Annotated in this window: 18 protein-coding genes and 3 tRNA genes; 9 read left to right on the top strand and 12 right to left on the bottom strand. The window is 49.9% G+C overall.

Annotated features, from left to right (window positions below; translation table 11 throughout):
• Positions 1 to 173 precede the first annotated feature (173 nt).
• A complete protein-coding gene (gene glk / locus QZF50_RS09185; RefSeq protein ID WP_000170352.1) occupies positions 174 to 1,139 on the bottom strand; it encodes a glucokinase in 966 nt (321 codons plus the stop codon).
• 203 nt (positions 1,140 to 1,342) lie between these two features.
• On the opposite strand from glk, the gene QZF50_RS09180 reads away from it, so the two are divergent.
• Entirely contained in the window at positions 1,343 to 2,599 is a 1,257-nt protein-coding gene (locus QZF50_RS09180) for an ion channel protein (protein WP_000903152.1), read from the top strand.
• Positions 2,600 to 2,713: 114 nt separating this feature from the next.
• Positions 2,714 to 3,040 carry a DUF2502 domain-containing protein YpeC gene (gene ypeC / locus QZF50_RS09175; RefSeq protein WP_000490072.1) on the top strand — a complete coding sequence of 109 codons (327 nt, stop codon included), beginning with the start codon at positions 2,714 to 2,716 and terminating at the stop codon, positions 3,038 to 3,040.
• A 140-nt stretch (positions 3,041 to 3,180) separates the two neighbouring features.
• Here ypeC and QZF50_RS09170 read toward each other — a convergent pair whose 3' ends face one another.
• On the bottom strand, positions 3,181 to 4,419 hold the full coding sequence (locus QZF50_RS09170; RefSeq protein ID WP_000186369.1) for an Nramp family divalent metal transporter: 1,239 nt from the start codon (positions 4,417 to 4,419) through the stop codon (positions 3,181 to 3,183).
• A 335-nt stretch (positions 4,420 to 4,754) separates the two neighbouring features.
• On the opposite strand from QZF50_RS09170, the gene nupC reads away from it, so the two are divergent.
• A complete protein-coding gene (nupC, locus tag QZF50_RS09165; protein ID WP_000376337.1) occupies positions 4,755 to 5,957 on the top strand; it encodes a nucleoside permease NupC in 1,203 nt (400 codons plus the stop codon).
• Positions 5,958 to 6,006: 49 nt separating this feature from the next.
• Here nupC and QZF50_RS09160 read toward each other — a convergent pair whose 3' ends face one another.
• Together QZF50_RS09160 and QZF50_RS09155 are read right to left on the bottom strand one after the other, a co-directional pair.
• Complete coding sequence (locus tag QZF50_RS09160; protein WP_001299660.1) at positions 6,007 to 8,196, bottom strand: sensor domain-containing phosphodiesterase; 2,190 nt, start codon at positions 8,194 to 8,196, stop codon at positions 6,007 to 6,009.
• A 208-nt stretch (positions 8,197 to 8,404) separates the two neighbouring features.
• Positions 8,405 to 8,480 (bottom strand) — tRNA-Ala (locus QZF50_RS09155).
• A gap of 220 nt (positions 8,481 to 8,700) precedes the next feature.
• Between QZF50_RS09155 and QZF50_RS09150 the strand changes: the two genes are divergently transcribed.
• Positions 8,701 to 9,060, top strand: a complete 360-nt coding sequence (locus tag QZF50_RS09150) for a YfeC-like transcriptional regulator (RefSeq protein ID WP_000472021.1) — start codon at positions 8,701 to 8,703, stop codon at positions 9,058 to 9,060.
• Position 9,061: 1 nt separating this feature from the next.
• Positions 9,062 to 9,454, top strand: a complete 393-nt coding sequence (locus tag QZF50_RS09145; protein ID WP_000826503.1) for a YfeC-like transcriptional regulator — start codon at positions 9,062 to 9,064, stop codon at positions 9,452 to 9,454.
• Positions 9,455 to 9,505: 51 nt separating this feature from the next.
• On the opposite strand, the gene gltX is transcribed toward QZF50_RS09145, so the two are convergent.
• Positions 9,506 to 10,921: a glutamate--tRNA ligase gene (gene gltX / locus QZF50_RS09140; RefSeq protein ID WP_000695655.1), complete on the bottom strand. Its 1,416-nt coding sequence runs from the start codon at positions 10,919 to 10,921 to the stop codon at positions 9,506 to 9,508.
• Positions 10,922 to 11,179: 258 nt separating this feature from the next.
• On the opposite strand from gltX, the gene QZF50_RS09135 reads away from it, so the two are divergent.
• Positions 11,180 to 11,255 (top strand) — tRNA-Val (locus tag QZF50_RS09135).
• A 4-nt stretch (positions 11,256 to 11,259) separates the two neighbouring features.
• Positions 11,260 to 11,335: transfer RNA gene (locus tag QZF50_RS09130), tRNA-Lys, on the top strand.
• 108 nt (positions 11,336 to 11,443) lie between these two features.
• On the opposite strand, the gene xapR is transcribed toward QZF50_RS09130, so the two are convergent.
• Genes xapR through xapA form a run of 4 tightly spaced genes read right to left on the bottom strand, consistent with a single transcriptional unit; the run spans position 11,444 to position 14,729 of the window.
• The gene (gene xapR / locus QZF50_RS09125; RefSeq protein ID WP_023568650.1) at positions 11,444 to 12,328 is read right to left on the bottom strand and encodes a DNA-binding transcriptional regulator XapR; all 885 of its coding nucleotides are present in this window, start codon (positions 12,326 to 12,328) and stop codon (positions 11,444 to 11,446) included.
• 40 nt (positions 12,329 to 12,368) lie between these two features.
• Positions 12,369 to 12,527, bottom strand: a complete 159-nt coding sequence (locus QZF50_RS09120) for a DUF1427 family protein (protein WP_000651752.1) — start codon at positions 12,525 to 12,527, stop codon at positions 12,369 to 12,371.
• A gap of 52 nt (positions 12,528 to 12,579) precedes the next feature.
• Positions 12,580 to 13,836, bottom strand: a complete 1,257-nt coding sequence (gene xapB / locus QZF50_RS09115; protein ID WP_000020403.1) for a xanthosine/proton symporter XapB — start codon at positions 13,834 to 13,836, stop codon at positions 12,580 to 12,582.
• Between the two features lie 59 nt (positions 13,837 to 13,895).
• Entirely contained in the window at positions 13,896 to 14,729 is an 834-nt protein-coding gene (gene xapA / locus QZF50_RS09110; protein WP_000084573.1) for a xanthosine phosphorylase, read from the bottom strand.
• Positions 14,730 to 14,977: 248 nt separating this feature from the next.
• Between xapA and QZF50_RS09105 the strand changes: the two genes are divergently transcribed.
• Positions 14,978 to 15,742, top strand: coding sequence for an outer membrane protein OmpK (locus QZF50_RS09105; protein WP_000716421.1), 765 nt, complete (start codon positions 14,978 to 14,980; stop codon positions 15,740 to 15,742).
• A 38-nt stretch (positions 15,743 to 15,780) separates the two neighbouring features.
• Here QZF50_RS09105 and QZF50_RS09100 read toward each other — a convergent pair whose 3' ends face one another.
• On the bottom strand, positions 15,781 to 16,707 hold the full coding sequence (locus tag QZF50_RS09100; RefSeq protein ID WP_001109794.1) for a LysR family transcriptional regulator: 927 nt from the start codon (positions 16,705 to 16,707) through the stop codon (positions 15,781 to 15,783).
• Positions 16,708 to 16,796: 89 nt separating this feature from the next.
• On the opposite strand from QZF50_RS09100, the gene QZF50_RS09095 reads away from it, so the two are divergent.
• A complete protein-coding gene (locus tag QZF50_RS09095; protein WP_000765604.1) occupies positions 16,797 to 17,795 on the top strand; it encodes a bile acid:sodium symporter family protein in 999 nt (332 codons plus the stop codon).
• On the opposite strand, the gene QZF50_RS09090 is transcribed toward QZF50_RS09095, so the two are convergent.
• Both QZF50_RS09090 and ligA read right to left on the bottom strand, forming a co-directional pair.
• A complete protein-coding gene (locus tag QZF50_RS09090; RefSeq protein ID WP_000410201.1) occupies positions 17,792 to 18,010 on the bottom strand; it encodes a DUF3820 family protein in 219 nt (72 codons plus the stop codon). The two genes, QZF50_RS09095 and QZF50_RS09090, sit on opposite strands and share 4 nt — an antisense overlap.
• Position 18,011: 1 nt before the next feature.
• A partial coding sequence (gene ligA / locus QZF50_RS09085) for an NAD-dependent DNA ligase LigA (RefSeq protein ID WP_290388860.1) occupies positions 18,012 to 19,292 on the bottom strand: 1,281 nt, incomplete at its 5' end.

Raw genomic sequence — 19,292 nt, 5'->3', positions numbered from 1 at the left:
GTGCAAAACAAATCGCCGTTACCAGACAAATAATGCATTTACTGGAGAATTAATCCCGCTGTACGGAAGTGTGACGCAGGTCGGCCTTGTGAGGGGACACAAAGAAAAATTGAATTAACTGTATGATTTAAAAGATTATCGGGAGAGTTACCTCCCGATATAACAGGAAGGATTTACAGAATGTGACCTAAGGTCTGGCGTAAATGTGCACCGGAACCGAGAAGACCCGGATTGTTATGGACGATGAGATACACCGGAATATCATGGACATATTCTTTAAAGCGTCCTTTATCTTCAAATGCGGCACGGAAACCAGAGGCTTTGAAGAACTCAAGGAAGCGCGGCACGATACCGCCAGCAATATAAACCCCACCAAAGGTTCCCAGCGTTAATGCCAGATTGCCGCCAAAACGGCCCATAATGACGCAAAACAGCGACAACGCACGGCGGCAATCGGTGCAGCTGTCAGCCAGCGCGCGTTCGGTAATATCTTTTGGCTTGAGATTTTCTGGCAGGCGGTTGTCGGCTTTAACAATTGCGCGATACAAATTCACCAGCCCAGGACCAGAAAGCACGCGTTCCGCCGAAACATGACCAATTTCCGCACGCAATATTTCGAGGATAATGGCCTCTTCTTCACTATTCGGCGCAAAATCAACGTGACCGCCTTCGCCCGGCAAGCTTACCCAACGCTTATCGACATGGACCAGATGCGCAACCCCAAGCCCTGTTCCGGCACCGTAAACCGCAATAGGTTTACCTTCGACCGGTTCTGCGCCACCAAACTGAATCAGATGCTCTTTTTTCAGCATCGGGATCGCCATCGATACAGCGGTAAAATCGTTAATAATTTCCAGATGGCTAAAACCGAGATTCTTTTTCATTTCGGCAATTGAGAACGCCCAGGTATGGTTGGTCATTGCCACCCAGTCACCGGTAATTGGGCAAGCGATGGCAATACAGCCGTCTTTCACCTCGACCTTATGTTCTTCAAGATAAACGCGAATGACCGCTTCGAGGCTGGGGTAATCAAGCCCTGAATAGGTCTTAGCCTGCGAGATTTCACCACTGGCAATATCACACAGAGCAAGACGTGCGTTGGTGCCGCCCACATCACCGACTAATGCATACTTTGTCATTCTTCAACTGCTCCGCTAAAGTCAAAATAATTCTTTCTCACACTGTAAATACCTGGGGGCATAACAACAACGCCGGAAAGGCAGGCTCCCTGTAAATATCGATCTGGGTCACACATTTACTTTATCGTTTCAGCACCAATTGCAGCGATGCCTTTTTGCAAGCTGGGCAAACTAAGTATCTGACCCCGCATAAGGAATAGAACATGCTCCATCCGCGAGCCAGAACCATGTTGTTATTATCGCTCCCCGCCGTGGCAATTGGGATTGCGTCCAGTCTTATTCTGATTGTGGTGATGAAAATCGCCTCGGTATTACAGAATTTGCTCTGGCAACGACTGCCGGGAACTCTGGGGATAGCCCAGGATTCACCTCTCTGGATCATCGGTGTATTAACGCTAACGGGTATTGCGGTGGGGTTGGTTATCCGTTTCAGCCAGGGTCATGCCGGACCAGACCCCGCCTGTGAACCGCTGATCGGCGCACCAGTTCCGCCCTCTGCGCTACCAGGACTTATCGTAGCATTAATTCTCGGTCTTGCTGGCGGCGTCAGCCTGGGGCCGGAACATCCGATCATGACCGTCAATATCGCCCTTGCGGTTGCCATTGGCGCTCGTCTGTTACCGCGCGTCAACCGAATGGAGTGGACTATTTTAGCCTCTGCCGGAACCATCGGCGCGCTGTTTGGTACACCTGTTGCGGCGGCGTTGATATTTTCGCAAACCTTAAATGGCAGTAGTGAAGTTCCGCTATGGGATCGTCTTTTTGCGCCATTAATGGCGGCAGCAGCTGGTGCACTTACTACCGGATTATTTTTCCATCCCCATTTTTCACTGCCCATTGCGCATTACGGACAGATGGAAATGACCGATATTCTCAGCGGTGCAATTGTCGCGGCGATTGCCATCGCAGCAGGGATGGTCGCCGTATGGTGCTTACCACGGTTGCACGCGATGATGAATCAAATGAAAAATCCGGTGCTCGTGCTGGGTATTGGCGGATTTATTCTCGGTATTCTGGGGGTTATTGGTGGACCAGTTTCGCTGTTTAAAGGGCTGGATGAGATGCAGCAGATGGTGGCAAATCAGGCTTTCAGCACCAGCGATTACTTTTTGCTGGCGGTAATTAAACTTGCCGCCCTGGTCGTTGCTGCCGCCAGTGGCTTTCGCGGTGGGCGAATCTTCCCGGCAGTGTTTGTCGGCGTGGCATTAGGGTTGATGCTGCATGAGCACGTACCCGCCGTACCAGCGGCAATAACCGTTTCTTGCGCTATTCTCGGCATCGTGCTGGTGGTAACACGCGATGGCTGGTTAAGTCTTTTTATGGCGGCGGTCGTTGTACCCAATACCACATTGCTACCGCTGCTCTGTATCGTCATGCTTCCGGCATGGCTGTTATTAGCAGGTAAGCCGATGATGATGGTCAATCGTCCGAAGCAACAGCCACCCCACGATAACGTTTAGCAAAAAATGCTCTCCTTTATGATTTAAGAGTTATGGCGATGATACGGGGCTTTACCTCCCCGTAATATTGCGTTAACAGGCCGCTGACGGCTTCGATCGTGAAGGAGAATAACAATGTTCAGGTCACTGTTTCTGGCGGCCGCCCTGATGGCATTTACCCCGCTTGCAGCAAACGCAGGTGAAATCACCCTACTGCCATCAATCAAATTACAAATTGGCGATCGCGATCATTACGGTAATTACTGGGACGGTGGTCACTGGCGCGACCGTGACTACTGGCATCGCAATTATGAGTGGCGTAAAAACCGCTGGTGGCGTCATGATAATGGCTATCATCGTGGCTGGGATAAGCGTAAAGCGTATGAGCGTGGCTATCGTGAAGGCTGGCGCGATCGTGACGATCATCGCGGAAAAGGCCGCGGACATGGACACCGCCATTAAACACATTCGCCAATGGAACACAATGCCTGATGCGACGCTAGCGAGTCTTATCAGGCCTACAAACCGGCTCTTTAACGCGTAGGGCGGATAAGGCGTTTACGCCGCATCCGCCAATAGTGCCAGATGCGACGCTCATTCAACTACAATCCCAGCGCCGTCCCCACCAACAACCAGATATTCAGCGCCACGACCAGCACTACAATCACCCAGCCTGTCTGTTTTACGCGTTTGCTGTTCACCAGATCGCCCATCAACTTGCTGTCACTGGTGAAAATCAGCAGTGGAACCAGCGCCAGGGCGATACCAAAACTTAACAGCACCTGACTCATAACCAGAATCCGTGTCGGATCTAATCCCATCAGAATGACAATAAATGACGGCAACATGGTGACTGTACGACGCACCCACAGCGGGATATGGAAGCGAATGAATCCCTGCATCACCACCTGCCCCGCCAGTGTCCCCACCACCGTTGAGGACAGTCCGGCAGCAACCAGACTTAACCCAAAGACCGTTGCCGCAGCATGGCTTAACAGCGGTTGCAGCGTCAGATAAGCCTCATCAAGATCGGCAACACCAGTATGACCAGAAAAGTGGAACGCCGCCGCAGCTGTAGCCATCATCGCCAGATTGACAAAACCGGCAATCGTCATGGCGATAGCCACATCCCATTTGGTGGCGGAATAACGTTGTTGACGCGAACCGCCATGTAAATGCTGAGTGAGCGAAGAGTGCAAATAAATCACATGCGGCATAATCGTCGCCCCTAACACGCCTGCTGCCAGGAAGACCGCTTCCGAAGTAGGTAAACTCGGGATCACCATTCCTTTACCCAGCTGCGCCAGGTTAGGCTGGGAGAAAATCAACTCGACAATGTAAGCCGCGGCAACAAACAACAGTAACCCGCCAATCACTTTCTCCAGCGGTTTTTGCCCGCGACGTTGCAGCATTAAAATCAGGAAAGTCGCGATCCCCGTCAGCACCGCGCCCTGCAACAACGAAACACCAAGAATGAGTTTAAAACCGATCGCCGCACCAATAAATTCCGCCAGGTCGGTTGCCATCGCAATAATTTCTGCCTGAACCCAATAGAACCACACTACGGGACGCGGATAGTGATCACGAATCTGCTCCGCCAGATTTTTACCGGTGGCAATCCCTAGTTTGGCAGAGAGGATCTGAATCAGCATCGCCATCAGGTTGGCCCAAACGACAACCCACAGTAGCTGATAGCCGAAGCTAGCACCCGCCTGAATATTGGTCGCAAAGTTACCGGGATCGATATAACCAATCGCCGCAATGAACGCAGGTCCCATTAATGCGAGCCTCATCTTGCGCGCCGCCCGTCCGCTGCTACTCTCAACGCGATAGTTCGTCATCTTGTGCCTCTAAAACATAGCCTTTGCTATGTTTCATGCTATGCCAAACGAGAATGATTATCAAATTCATTTGAATGGGTTGTGGTGATTTCTTTGATAGACCAGGATTATGACTACGAAAAGATTGATGACTTGAATGTTATGGTTATGTTTAATGTTAGCACATTTACATAACTTTCAGCTTCCATACACAACATAGCAGAAATGTATGACAGATCACTATTTTTGAAGCTTGTCACAGGACGTCATTATAGTGTGTGTCAGATCTCGTTTTCCTTAACCATGTTACATAGAATGTGCACGGAAATTTAACCTGCCTCATATTTGGAGCAAATATGGACCGCGTCCTTCATTTTGTACTGGCACTTGCCGTTGTTGCGATTCTCGCACTGCTGGTAAGCAGCGACCGCAAAAAAATTCGTATCCGTTATGTTATTCAACTGCTTGTTATCGAAGTGTTACTGGCGTGGTTCTTCCTGAACTCCGACGTTGGTTTAGGCTTCGTGAAAGGCTTCTCCGAAATGTTCGAAAAACTGCTCGGATTTGCCAACGAAGGGACTAACTTCGTCTTTGGTAGCATGAATGATCAAGGCCTGGCATTCTTCTTCCTGAAAGTGCTGTGCCCAATCGTCTTTATCTCTGCACTGATCGGTATTCTCCAGCACATTCGCGTGTTGCCGGTTATTATCCGCGCAATTGGTTTCCTGCTCTCCAAAGTCAACGGTATGGGCAAACTGGAATCCTTTAACGCCGTCAGCTCCCTGATTCTGGGTCAGTCTGAAAACTTTATTGCCTATAAAGATATCCTCGGCAAAATCTCCCGTAATCGTATGTACACCATGGCTGCCACGGCAATGTCCACCGTGTCGATGTCCATCGTTGGTGCATACATGACCATGCTGGAACCGAAATACGTCGTTGCTGCGCTGGTACTGAACATGTTCAGCACCTTTATCGTGCTGTCGCTGATCAATCCTTACCGTGTTGATGCCAGTGAAGAAAACATCCAGATGTCCAACCTGCACGAAGGTCAGAGCTTCTTCGAAATGCTGGGTGAATACATTCTGGCAGGTTTCAAAGTTGCCATTATCGTTGCCGCGATGCTGATCGGCTTTATCGCCCTGATCGCCGCGCTGAACGCACTGTTTGCCACCGTTACTGGCTGGTTTGGCTACAGCATCTCCTTCCAGGGCATCCTGGGCTACATCTTCTATCCGATTGCATGGGTGATGGGTGTTCCTTCCAGTGAAGCACTGCAAGTGGGCAGTATCATGGCGACCAAACTGGTTTCCAACGAGTTCGTTGCGATGATGGATCTGCAGAAAATTGCTTCCACGCTCTCTCCGCGTGCTGAAGGCATCATCTCTGTGTTCCTGGTTTCCTTCGCTAACTTCTCTTCAATCGGGATTATCGCAGGTGCAGTTAAAGGCCTGAATGAAGAGCAAGGTAACGTGGTTTCTCGCTTCGGTCTGAAACTGGTTTACGGCTCTACCCTGGTGAGTGTGCTGTCTGCGTCAATCGCAGCACTGGTGCTGTAAAACCATACATAAAAAAGCCGGGGATCATTCCCCGGCTTTTTTACGCCTGTTAATCAGCTAATGGCTGCGGGCGACCAATCAAATACCCTTGCAGATATTGCACCCCGAGCTTATGCAATAGCGCCTGCTGCTGTTGCGTCTCGACAAACTCCGCGACCACACTCAATGACTTCGCTTTCGCCAGATCGGTAATTGATCTCACAATCATCGCATCCAGCGTATTCGTGACAATATCTTTCACAAAGACGCCATCAATTTTGATGATATCAGCCTGCAAACGCTTTAACCGTTCGTAGTTGGCATATCCGGTGCCAAAGTCATCAATCGCAATCCGGAAACCAAACTTATGCAGCTGCTCGATGTTGTACATGCTGCTTTCTGCGTTAGAAAACGCCTGCTCCTCGGTGATCTCAAGAATGACCGCCTGCGGGGAGATGTGATAACGCTTAAACAGACGAATAATCCGCCCGGCAATATTCTTTTGCAGCAGCGTGAGCGGCATTAAATTGACTGAAAAGCGCGGTCCTTTTTTGTCGCAAGGGTGTGTTGCCAGCCACTTCAACAAGGATTCCAGCACTTGCAAATCAAAACGCGCGCTAAGGTTAAACTGAGCAATAAGGGGCAGAAACTTATCCGGGGTCATAATGCCGCCGTCATATTTCAGTCGCGCGAGGATCTCATCATAACCTTCACCCTCTTTGTTGCGAATTGGCTGGGCGTAGAGCAGCAAATCACCCTGATCTAACGCCGTGCGAATGGTATTCAGCAATAGCACCTGTTTAGTGGTCTGCCCGGAAACCATCTCCTCTCTGCTATCCAGCGCCAGCACATGATGATGTGCGCAGGATTGCTCCGCCAGCCAGCTTAACTGCCCCAACAAGGGTTGCAGGGTTTCCTGATTTCCATCAAAACGCCCCCAGGCAGCACCATAGCCCATATCCAGCCCGGTATTGTTCCAGTGAATTTGCCGACTATTCAGGATGTTAATCATATGCTGGAGTCGCCCTTCCGTTTCCGGCCCGCTCAGCACTAACAGCAGTTCACTACCCGGCAATTGATACAACTTTTCGTTTTCCTGCATCAACGGCAGCAGCGTACGGCAAATTGAGCGGATACAGTGAACGCGCATCATTAAGCCGTAATGACGACTCATAAACTCAAGATTATCAATGCGCAGGCAGCAAAAACTCTTGCCCGCCTCTTGCTCCGGCGCTTGTTCCAACGCACGAAAGTTGGGTAGGAGCGTTAACGGATCTGTCAGCGCCTGCAAATGCCAGCGGCGATTAAGCCATTCACTGCGATGATAAATGCGCACCATATAGAGCAGGCAAACGCTAAAGGAAATCAGCACCGCAAGAATAAATGCCAGCGAATATTCGGTTTCCACCCCTTGCAAAAAGTTCTGGTTGTAATTCAGCAGGCAAAGCGTTGAAACAGCCCAGGTGAGATTTAAAAACGGATAGCGAAGCTTACCGACCCCGAGGGTAAAGATGATGAAGAAAACGGGTACCAAGTAACCGGCAATAAAGTCGTTTTCATAAGGTGTGCACAACAGAAGTAGCAGCACGCTTAACGCTGCCAGCCAGCTTAAGGTAAATGCGCGTTTCTCTTTGCCCAACGACGGAGCGATATCCCTGCGCCACAATATCTGCGCAAAGTGGGGACTTACAATCATGCGAGTGAGATAGTAGAAAAGCATGTTGTAAATCAGCACAGCGGTGAAAAGGCTTAGCAAATCAACGACCGTGAAAATGGCATCCGCATCGCCGAAAAAGGTGGATATCTTTAGCGGGAAATCAAAGAAGCTCCCCACAAGATACATGCTGCATTTGATGCCGATCGGCGTCACCAAACCAAGCCAGAACAGACGTTGCCAGACATATCGGCTGGTCAATCCATAACGCCAACGCGTCCCCAGCTGCCAGCGTAATATTGCGCAGGCACACAACACGACAAACGTCTGGCTACCGAGCATGACCGCAGTCTGTAAAAAAGAGAGATGAAAGTTCCACAGATTGGTGCAAAACATCCCGCATAAAACGGGAACGACACCGCGCCAGCCAAAGATAAACAAGATTGACAGCATTACGCACAGTGGCATCCACGCCAGAAAGATATAACTGGAATGGATAATGGCAAGTGGCGAAATAAAACGGGATAGCTGAATAAGTACCACGGTGAGCGTAAACGCTAGTGTGAATATCTTGATATTTTTTATCAGGTTATGCTCCACAAACATGAGTACACTACTCTCACTGATCGGGGTTTTCAGGCACACAAATAATAAGTTTATTCGCATCGCGAAGCAAACAGGGGGCCAGCCTGTTGCCGATTTTTCATCCAATGATGCTTTCACCAGGCGGCACTAACCCGGACGTAGACTGTATTACAAAAGCGGCAAAAAGCAGAGACAAAAAACCCCCGCTTTGCAGCGAGGGTTGGAAATTTGGTGGAGCTAAGCGGGATCGAACCGCTGACCTCTTGCATGCCATGCAAGCGCTCTCCCAGCTGAGCTATAGCCCCGTCACGTAAAGCTTGTCGAGTTGACGGGCGGCATCATATGAATTCCGCCCGAATGTGTCAACGGCAAATTGCAACGTGTAGTTTCAATCGCTGAAAAATCAGGCAAATGAACAATTTTGGAAAACCGCTCGCATTCAGTAGTTATTCATGTCACGGTTTCCTGTAAAGTGGTGTTATAAAATGAACTACTAATAGACCCACATACATTCAGGGAATTGTTATGTTCAAGGAGAGGATGACACCAGATGAACTTGCCAGACTGACCGGCTATAGCCGCCAGACCATTAATAAATGGGTACGCAAGGAAGGCTGGACAACGTCACCAAAACCTGGCGTCCAGGGTGGCAAAGCCCGACTGGTTCACGTCAATGAACAGGTTCGTGAATATATTCGCAATGCTGAACGTCCAGAAGGTCAGGGAGAAGCGCCTGCCCTTTCTGGTGATGCGCCGCTTGAAGTATTGCTGGTGACACTGGCGAAAGAGATGACGCCAGTTGAACAAAAACAGTTTACATCCTTGCTTCTGCGGGAAGGGATTATCGGATTGTTACAACGCTTAGGGATTCGCGATAGCAAATAATATGAAAAGATTACGCAACAAAATGACCACCGAAGAACTGGCTGAATGCCTCGGTGTGGCTAAACAAACTGTTAACCGTTGGATCAGAGAAAAAGGCTGGAAAACGGAAAAATTTCCCGGCGTGAAAGGCGGTCGTGCCAGACTTATTCTGGTCGATACGCAAGTTTGCGAGTTTATTCAGAACACGCCAGCCTTCCATAACACACCAATGTTGATGGAAGCTGAAGAGAGAATTGCTGAATACGCTCCTGGAGCACGCGCCCCGGCGTATCGACAAATCATCAACGCGATAGATAATATGACAGACATTGAGCAGGAAAAAGTCGCGCAATTTTTGTCACGTGAAGGAATTCGCAATTTCCTCGCCCGTCTCGATATTGACGAATCAGCATAAATAAAAAACGGCAGGATATTATCTCCTGCCGTTTATCTTTTTACACGCTAATTACTGCTGATTTTCGCGTTCAGCAATAAAATCCAGCGCTTTGTTGATACGCTCGATACTGCGGGTCTTACCAATTGCGTGAACGGTAACATCCAGTGCTGGAGACTGCCCCGCACCGGTTACGGCGACACGCAGCGGCATACCAACTTTACCCATACCCACTTCCAGCTCATCCGCCGTCGCCTGAATAGCGTGATGAACGTTTTCAGCGGTCCAGTCAGTAATCGCGGCCAGTTTGTCACGAACCACTTCCAGCGGCTGACGCGCTACCGGACGCAGATGTTTTTTCGCCGCATCGGCATCGAACTCAGCAAAATCTTCGTAGAAATAACGGCAGCTCTGTGCCATCTCTTTCAGCGTCTTGCAGCGTTCGCCCAGCAGTTTCACCAGATCAGCCAGCTGCGGGCCGTTACGGGTATCGATATTTTCCTGCTCAATGTGCCACTGTAAGTGAGTAGCAACATACTCCGGCGGCAGCGCGTTAATGTAGTGATGGTTCAGCCACAGCAGCTTGTCGGTGTTGAACGCACTGGCAGATTTGCTGACGGCATTCAAAGTGAAGTATTTGATCATCTCTTCACGAGTGAAGATTTCCTGATCGCCGTGGGACCAGCCCAGACGCACCAGATAGTTCAGCAGTGCTTCTGGCAAATAACCGTCATCACGATACTGCATTACGCTGACTGCCCCGTGACGTTTGGACAGTTTTTTACCGTCATCGCCATTGATCATAGAAACGTGCGCGTAAACCGGCACCGGCGCTTTCAGGGCCTTAAGAATGTTGATCTGGCGCGGCGTGTTGTTGATATGGTCTTCGCCACGGATAACGTGGGTGATTTCCATATCCCAGTCATCGACAACCACACAGAAGTTATAGGTTGGGGAACCATCGGTACGGCGGATAATCAGATCATCCAGCTCCTGGTTGCTGAACTCGATCGGACCACGGATCTGATCGTCAAAAACAACAGAACCTTCCTGCGGATTAGCAAAACGCACGACACACGGTTCATCATCAGCATGATGCTCATGGCTGTGGCGGCAGCGACCGTCATAACGCGGCTTCTCACCTTTCGCCATTTGCTCTTCGCGCAGCGCTTCCAGGCGCTCTTTAGAGCAATAGCATTTATAAGCAGTGCCCTCTTCCAGCATCTGATCGATCACCGCATTGTAGCGATCAAAACGTTTGGTCTGGTAGTACGGACCTTCATCCCACTCCAGGCTCAGCCAGTTCATGCCATCCATAATGGCTTCGATAGCTTCCGGCGTGGAACGCTCAAGATCGGTGTCTTCAATACGCAGCACGAACTCACCGCCGTGGTTACGTGCAAAAAGCCAGGAGTAAAGAGCAGTACGCGCGCCGCCAACGTGCAGATAGCCTGTTGGGCTTGGCGCGAAGCGAGTTTTGATTTTCATGAAATGGCCTTACGTTTAGAAAGATGCCGACAACCGGCAAATCCTGGAAAAATTGAGTGGGCGATATTCTATCACTCCCGCCTGATTCCTCAATGTAGTTCGGGTTTCTACCTTACGCATTATTGTTTTCGTTGACAAATTGCGCAACACGGTCTGTTTTGCGATCATCTTGCTTAAATTTACGACGAACGAACAATTTCTTTAGAAAATGCGTTGACTCATTTTGAACTCTCCCTATAATGCGACTCCACACAGCGGGGGTGATTAGCTCAGCTGGGAGAGCACCTCCCTTACAAGGAGGGGGTCGGCGGTTCGATCCCGTCATCACCCACCACTTCGGGTCGTTAGCTCAGTTGGTAGAGCAGTTGACTTTTAATCAATTGGTCGCAGGTTCGAATCCTGCACGACCCACCAATGTAAAAAAGCGCCCTAAAGGCGCTTTTTTGCTATCTGCGATTTGCGAAATTGCCTGATGCGCTTCACTTAGCAGACGACTATTTCCGGCAATTCCTGTCTCCTCACCTACTGTGTCAATGCAGCCAACAGCTTAACCATCGCGGGCGTCACCTGCTGTGTTTCATAAACAATATATAAATCTGCAGGGATGCGCTGTTTGAGCGGACGGAAAATGACACCTGGCCAGTTCATTTGTGCGTAGCTGTCCGCTATCAATGTGATACCAATACCCATACTGACCATGGCGAGTACCGTTTGCGGTTCATTAACTTCGCGAATAACAACCGGTGAAAATCCCACCTGCTGGCAAACTCGCTGCAAAAAATCCCAGTCAGTGTACACGGGCGGTATTGTAACAAAATACTCGTCACGTAGCGCTTCCAGCGGAACGGTGGAAAATGATGAGAGATGATGCTCTTCAGGCATCGCCACCAGAAACGCCGATTCATGCAACCGTAAGCTGGTAAAACCTGTCGGTGGTTCTGTCGCCATTCGCCAGATCCCGGCATCGAGTTCACGTCGTTCCAGCAGGGCCATTTGCATCGCGGGCATCTTTTCGCGAAAAAGAACTTCAACGTTAGGATTTTCCCTGAGGAATCGCCGCATAACCGGGCGCATCCGTCCCCACATAGCCGTTCCCACTACGCCGAGTTCAATCCGCCCTGCTTCTCCCCGACCTATTTGTTCAACCCGAGCCAATACATTATTAGCATTCACCAGCAATCGACGCGATTCTTCCATCAAGATTTTGCCCGCGTGTGTCAGTACGACGCTGCGCGAATGGCGAATAAAAAGCTGCGTGCCGAGTTGATTTTCCAGCTCTTTAATATGAATACTGAGCGGAGGCTGAGACATATTTAAACGCGCTGCTGCGCGGCCAAAATGCAACTCTTCCGCTACGGCAAGAAAATAACGGAGCAACTTAAGATCTGTTCTGTATACGCGTTCCATAATTAAGTGCTCCATATAATAAATACATCGTATTAAATTATCATGGCATAAAGTATTTCACCACCAGATATCCGACATACATAAACACAATGGATAATATACCTGGTAATACATTTGGTACAGGAATAGGCAAGCGCACGATTGTAAACAAAGCACCAATGCCAAAACCAACGCCGGAAGAAAATAAAATATCTTTCACTAATTAACCTTTATCATAAAAGCAGCTCTGAAGAGCAGAGCTGCGAATCCTTTTAATGAGCCACCGCTCGATGCTTTATCTTTTCAGGGTCATAATTATATTTAAACCCAAAGAAAAATATCACTGCGAGAAAAAGAGCATATCCTGCAAACACCAGCCAGATAGTTTGCCAGTCTTTTACGCCATCCACCGAAAAGTAATCTACTGCCATGCCACTCAGAATCGAGCCAACCCATGCGCCGACACCATTTACCATGGTCATAAAGAGCCCCTGCGCGCTGGCACGAATGCTGGAATCAACTTCCTGTTCGACAAATACCGAACCAGAAATATTGAAGAAATCGAATGCACAGCCATAAACAATCATCGACAGCAGCAGCAAAATAAATCCGGTTGTTGACGGATCGCCATAGGCGAAGAAGCCAAAGCGCAGCGTCCAGGCCACCATACTCATCAGCATGACGGTTTTAATGCCAAATCGCTTTAAAAAGAATGGGATAGTCAGTATAAAGCCCACTTCTGCCATCTGTGAAACTGACAGTAAAATGGAGGGATATTTCACCACAAAACTGTCAGCAAACTCCGGGTTACGGGCGAAATCATGTAGGAACGGATTACCAAAAACGTTGGTAATTTGCAGTACCGCACCCAGCATCATGGCAAAGAGGAAAAAGATGGCCATGCGTGGATTTTTAAACAGCACGAAGGCATCCAGACCCAGCTTGCTGGCAAGCGATGTGGTCGCTTTTTTCTCCGCAACCGGAATCTTCGGCAAAGTCAGCGCATAAGCCGACAGCAGCAATGACGCACCGGACGCGATATACAGCTGCAGACTACTCAATTCCAGATGCAGCAGGCTTACTGCCCACATCGCGACAATGAACCCCACCGTACCAAAAACGCGAATGGGCGGGAAAGCGGTCACCGGGTCAAGCCCTGCCTGGGCAAGACAGGAATAAGAGACGCTGTTCGATAACGCAATAGTCGGCATAAACGCCATCGCATTGACTAACATCACCCAAAACATCATATCCGGATCAGTTACGGATGCCGCATAAAAAAGTACGCCCGCACACACCAGGTGACACAGCATGTATGCACGTTCTGCGCGCAGCCATTTGTCTGCGATGATCCCCATTATACCAGGCATAATAATCGCGGCGATCCCTTTGGAACTGTAAACCATGCCAACATTAGCGCCGGTGAAATGAAGGGTATTAATCATGTAAGAGCCGAGGGTAACCAGCCAGCTCCCCCAGATAAAATATTGCAAAAAGGACATTACCTTTAAGCGCATCGCGATGCTCATAATCGTTTCCTTGTCGCATCATTTGGCCTCACCCGCGAGGCCGTTTCTTATTGTTTTTCTCAGGCAATTTTGCGCAGAAAGCCACAAATAAGGTTGATGAAGTTCTGCTTAGAGAGCTCCGCAGCCGCCAGCGTTTGCGCATGTGACAATTTCACATCGCTTAAACCTTCCGCCATATTGGTAATCGCAGAGACCGCAACGACTTTAAGGTCGCAATGGCGAGCTGAAATAACCTCAGGCACCACAGACATACCAACAACATCCCCACCAATAATTTGCATCATGCGAATTTCCGCCGCAGTCTCGAAATTCGGCCCCGGATACGAGACGAACACGCCCTCCGTCAGAGGGAAACCCTCTTCTTTCGCCACTTTTTGTAACAGTGCGCGGTATTCCGCATCGTAGGCATTTGCCAGTGAGAAGAAGCGCTCTCCAAAACGATCATCGTTAAGACCCACCATCGGCGTACCGGGCATGGTGTTGATATGATCTTTCAATGCGACCAGGCTGCCTGCCCCCACTTCCGGACGCAGCGAGCCTGCCGCATTGGTGCAGAACAGTAGCTCGCAGCCCAGCAGCTTAAAGGTACGAATTGCGTCAGTCATAATGGTCATTCCACGACCTTCGTAGAAATGTCCGCGACCTTTCATACATACCACCGGTACGCCCTGGAGATGGCCCAGCACTAACTCCCCCGCATGACCATGTACCGTACTTACCGGGAAGCCCGGCAGCTTTTCGTAGGAAATTGCGACAGCGTTCTCAATCTGATCGGCCAGCGCGCCGAGCCCGGAACCTAAAATAAAGGCCACTCGTGGCGTGAAATCAGGTTTATAAGTCTTGATAATATCTATGCAAAACAGCGGGTTATGAGAAAATTGAACCTGAGACATACATATCCTTTTTCTGTAGGGTGGAATCTAACGCCTTTTTATAGCGAGGTTGTCCCGGCTCTTACCAATACACTTTTCTCACGCATTCAATAGCGATTCGATATCGATGGATTTATATCTTTTCTCTATTAATCCACGGTAAAAACTGTATTGGCGATATTAATTCCTTTGCATTAACAATATGTCGTTTTTAGCAAACCACTTTATTAAGCAATCTACTAATAACGATCGGCATAGGGAATTATGCTATGAAAAAACATCTTTTAACTCTGACACTTTCCTCTATATTAGCGATACCTGTTGTATCTCATGCAGAATTTAAAGGCGGTTTTGCAGATATCGGCGTGCATTATCTGGACTGGACCAGCCGGACTACCGAAAAATCGTCGACCAAATCACACAAAGATGATTTTGGTTATCTTGAATTTGAAGGTGGCGCTAACTTTAGTTGGGGAGAAATGTACGGGTTCTTCGACTGGGAAAACTTCTATAACGGTCGCCATAATAAACCAGGTAGCGAGCAGCGTTATACCTTTAAAAATACCAACCGTATTTACCTGGGTGACACCGGATTTAATCTCTACTTGCATGCGTATGGCACCTACGGTTCTGCGAATCGCGTGAATTTCCACGACGATATGTTCCTGTACGGTATCGGCTACAATTTCACCGGCAGCGGTTGGTGGTTCAAACCGTTCTTTGCTAAGCGTTATACAGATCAAACCTATTACACTGGCGACAACGGCTATGTCGCCGGCTGGGTTGCAGGTTACAACTTTATGCTGGGCAGCGAGAAATTCACTCTTACCAACTGGAACGAGTACGAGTTTGACCGTGACGCTACCTATGCAGCGGGTAATGGCGGTAAAGAAGGGCTGAATGGCGCAGTTGCACTGTGGTGGAATGCAACATCACACATTACTACGGGGATTCAGTATCGATATGCGGATGACAAACTGGGCGAAGATTTTTACCAGGATGCGATAATCTACTCCATCAAATTTAACTTCTGATTGATTACTGCCGGGGCTCCCGGCAGTATGAATTCACTCTATATCTGATACAACGGATCCCCTTCCCGCCCAGCCATTAGCGCATTGCCCTGGTCTCGTACCACGTCCCATAACGCTTCAGCGGCGGTGGAAAGTGAACGGTTCTTCCTGCGCACCAGCATCAACTGGCGTTCAACCACCGGCGTAATGCGCTTAACCACCAGTGGGCTACCTTCAGGCAATGGTAGCGCCAGTGCAGGAAGAATACTGATGCCGATGCCTGCGGCTACCATCGGGAACAGCGTCGCCGGATGTCCAATCTCCTGCACAATATTCGCCTGAATACCATTGCGCGCCAGCGCTGCGTCAATCAGCGGTCGGCTGCCTGACGCGTAATCCTGCAACACCAATTTCGCTCCCTGTAATGCCTGCCAGGGTACATAATCTTCGACGGCCAAAGCGCTATCGCGATGGCAAAGCAGAAAGAAAGGCTCGGAAAGAATCGCTTCACATTGCAGATCGCCCACTGGGCCTGGATCGATGACGATGCCAAAGTCGACATCTCCCTGGCGAATACTTTCCATCACCCACTGCTGCGGACGATCGTGCAGGACAAACTGAATATCTGGATAGCGGCGATGGCTTTCAGCAATGCATTGCGGAATAAGATGCGCGGAAATGGTCTGGCTGGCAGCGACCCGAACTTTTCCGCTCAGTTGTTGCCCCATACGCCCGGTATCGCGCAACGTGCTGTTCAGTTCATCCAGCAGTCGCTCAAGACGCAAAGCCAGCTGCTGCCCTGCATCTGTAAGCACCACTTCACGCGTGGTTCTGTCCAGCAGGCGAACACCAGTATGATTTTCCAGTTCCTTCACACTGTGACTCACTGCCGACTGGCTCAGGCCGATACGCTCTCCTGCACGACTAAAACTTTTCTCCTGCGCTACTGTGACGAAAACCTTTAATTGTTTTAAAGAATAATTCATCTGTTTTCTTCATGAATGGATGCAATAAATCAATTTTATTTCTCAAACTGGAAGAAGCACAATAGAACCATCGATCATCTGGAGTCTTTATGAAACTTTTTCGTATCCTCGATCCTTTCACCTTAACCCTGATCACGGTGGTGTTGCTGGCCTCTTTCTTTCCGGCCAGAGGCGATTTCGTCCCCTTCTTTGAAAATCTGACCACCGCAGCGATTGCCCTGCTGTTCTTTATGCACGGCGCGAAGTTGTCGCGTGAGGCGATTATTGCTGGCGGTGGTCACTGGCGACTGCATTTGTGGGTAATGTGCAGCACCTTCGTGCTGTTTCCGATTCTGGGTGTACTGTTTGCCTGGTGGAAACCGGTAAATGTCGACCCGATGCTCTACTCCGGTTTTCTCTACTTGTGCATTCTCCCGGCTACCGTGCAGTCTGCAATCGCCTTCACGTCAATGGCGGGCGGTAACGTCGCGGCGGCGGTTTGTTCTGCGTCAGCATCCAGCCTGCTGGGGATTTTCCTTTCACCATTGCTGGTTGGTCTGGTGATGAATGTTCACGGTGCAGGGGGCAGCCTTGAGCAGGTCGGTAAAATTATGCTGCAACTGCTGCTGCCGTTTGTGTTGGGGCATCTTTCCCGGCCGTGGATTGGTGACTGGGTGTCGCGCAATAAAAAATGGATTGCGAAAACTGACCAGACGTCCATTCTGTTGGTGGTTTATACAGCGTTCAGCGAAGCCGTCGTTAATGGTATCTGGCATAAAGTTGGCTGGGGATCATTGCTGTTTATCGTGGTGGTCAGCTGCGTTCTTCTGGCTATCGTGATTGTAGTTAACGTCTTTATGGCACGCCGACTGGGCTTCAATAAGGCAGATGAAATTACTATCGTCTTTTGTGGTTCGAAAAAGAGTCTGGCAAATGGCATCCCGATGGCAAACATTCTGTTCCCCACATCGGTGATCGGTATGATGGTGCTGCCCCTGATGATTTTCCATCAGATCCAATTGATGGTCTGTGCGGTGCTGGCGCGTCGATACAAACGCCAGACCGAACAGTTACAGGCACAGCAGGAAAGCAGCGCCGATAAAGCTTAAAGCGGACGCTTCAGGGGCTGGACCAGTTGCGTCAGCCCCTCGGTTTTAATCAGCAGCGTGATTTGCATTAGCTCACCGAGCTTCCCTGCCGGGAATTCATCTTTGCGGGCAAACCACAGCAGATACTCCTCCGGCAGGTCGATTAAGCGACGCCCTTTATATTTGCCAAACGGCATTATCGTATTGGCTATTTCAATCAGCTGCTCTTTTTCCATCTCAGCTACCCAGCAAACGCAGCATTTCCGCTTCGTCGATGACTTCAATGCCCAGTTCCTGCGCTTTCGCCAGTTTAGAACCTGCCGCTTCTCCGGCAATCACCAGATCGGTTTTCTTCGACACGCTGCCCGCGACTTTCGCGCCCAGTTCAACCAGTCGAGCTTTAGCGTCATCACGCGACATCTGGCTTAAGCTGCCCGTAAGCACCACGGTTTTACCAGCAAACGGGCTGTCAATCTCTTCCGCGTTGATAACGATCGGCGCAGGCCAGTGAACACCTTCCGCCAACAGCTCGCTGATGACATTGCGGTTGCTTTCTTCGGCAAAGAAGTTGTGAACGTGGGATGCAACGACAATGCCAACATCAGGCACCTTTTGCAGCTCTTCAATCGAAGCGGCTTCCAGCGCTTCCAGCGTGCCGAAATATGCCGCCAGACCTGCTGCGGTGGCCTCGCCGACTTCACGGATGCCAAGTGCATAGAGGAAGCGAGCAAAGGTGGTTTCTTTCGCTTTTTCTAGCGCGTTAACCACGTTTTGTGCCGATTTTGGCCCCATACGCTCCAGTCCGGTCAGTTTGCCTGCGGTGAGTTTGAACAGATCTGCCGGAGTATGGACATATTCTTTTTCAACCAGCTGATCGATGATTTTGTCACCCATTCCGTCAACATCCATCGCACGGCGGGAAACAAAGTGTTTCAGCGACTCTTTACGCTGCGCTCCGCAAATCAGGCCACCGGTACAGCGGGCAACCGCTTCACCTTCCACACGCTCAACGTCAGAACCACATACCGGACAATGCGTCGGGAATACAACCTCACGGATATCTTCCGGGCGTTCAGAAAGCACGACGTTAACCACCTGCGGGATCACGTCGCCAGCGCGGCGAATCACCACTTTATCGCCAATGCGTAAACCAAGACGTTCGATTTCATCCGCATTGTGTAAGGTTGCGTTACTCACCAGCACGCCAGCAACATGGACAGGTTCCAGACGCGCAACAGGCGTAATCGCGCCAGTACGCCCAACCTGAAACTCGACGTCACGCACAAAGGTCATCTGCTCCTGCGCCGGGAATTTAAACGCTACCGCCCAGCGCGGGGCACGCGCGACAAAGCCAAGCTGCTCCTGCTGTTCCAGTGAGTTGACCTTAATCACCACGCCGTCGATATCAAAGCCCAGCGTCGGGCGGTCTTCTTCCACTTTGTGATAGAACGCCAGCACTTCTTCCGCCGATTCACAAAGCGTTACCCGATCGCTGACCGGCAACCCCCACTTTTTAAA

The sequence above is a fragment of the uncultured Escherichia sp. genome (genome assembly GCF_948475835.1).
Taxonomy (GTDB): domain Bacteria; phylum Pseudomonadota; class Gammaproteobacteria; order Enterobacterales; family Enterobacteriaceae; genus ECMA0423.
Note: the sequence above shows the minus strand (reverse complement) of the source record. Positions and strands in the feature narration are given on the sequence as shown.

Excerpts from the sequence above, each read along its gene's own strand:
- nupC (WP_000376337.1), top strand. The coding sequence starts at position 4,755 with ATGGACCGCGTCCTTCATTTTGTACTGGCACTTGCCGTTGTTGCGATT.
- xapR (WP_023568650.1), bottom strand. The coding sequence starts at position 12,328 with ATGGAACGCGTATACAGAACAGATCTTAAGTTGCTCCGTTATTTTCTT.
- QZF50_RS09090 (WP_000410201.1), bottom strand. The coding sequence starts at position 18,010 with ATGGAAAAAGAGCAGCTGATTGAAATAGCCAATACGATAATGCCGTTT.
- glk (WP_000170352.1), bottom strand. The coding sequence starts at position 1,139 with ATGACAAAGTATGCATTAGTCGGTGATGTGGGCGGCACCAACGCACGT.
- QZF50_RS09160 (WP_001299660.1), bottom strand. The coding sequence starts at position 8,196 with ATGTTTGTGGAGCATAACCTGATAAAAAATATCAAGATATTCACACTA.
- QZF50_RS09170 (WP_000186369.1), bottom strand. The coding sequence starts at position 4,419 with ATGACGAACTATCGCGTTGAGAGTAGCAGCGGACGGGCGGCGCGCAAG.
- xapB (WP_000020403.1), bottom strand. The coding sequence starts at position 13,836 with ATGAGCATCGCGATGCGCTTAAAGGTAATGTCCTTTTTGCAATATTTT.
- gltX (WP_000695655.1), bottom strand. The coding sequence starts at position 10,921 with ATGAAAATCAAAACTCGCTTCGCGCCAAGCCCAACAGGCTATCTGCAC.
- QZF50_RS09145 (WP_000826503.1), top strand. The coding sequence starts at position 9,062 with ATGAAAAGATTACGCAACAAAATGACCACCGAAGAACTGGCTGAATGC.
- ypeC (WP_000490072.1), top strand. The coding sequence starts at position 2,714 with ATGTTCAGGTCACTGTTTCTGGCGGCCGCCCTGATGGCATTTACCCCG.
- xapA (WP_000084573.1), bottom strand. The coding sequence starts at position 14,729 with ATGTCTCAGGTTCAATTTTCTCATAACCCGCTGTTTTGCATAGATATT.
- QZF50_RS09100 (WP_001109794.1), bottom strand. The coding sequence starts at position 16,707 with ATGAATTATTCTTTAAAACAATTAAAGGTTTTCGTCACAGTAGCGCAG.
- QZF50_RS09150 (WP_000472021.1), top strand. The coding sequence starts at position 8,701 with ATGTTCAAGGAGAGGATGACACCAGATGAACTTGCCAGACTGACCGGC.
- QZF50_RS09105 (WP_000716421.1), top strand. The coding sequence starts at position 14,978 with ATGAAAAAACATCTTTTAACTCTGACACTTTCCTCTATATTAGCGATA.
- QZF50_RS09095 (WP_000765604.1), top strand. The coding sequence starts at position 16,797 with ATGAAACTTTTTCGTATCCTCGATCCTTTCACCTTAACCCTGATCACG.
- QZF50_RS09180 (WP_000903152.1), top strand. The coding sequence starts at position 1,343 with ATGCTCCATCCGCGAGCCAGAACCATGTTGTTATTATCGCTCCCCGCC.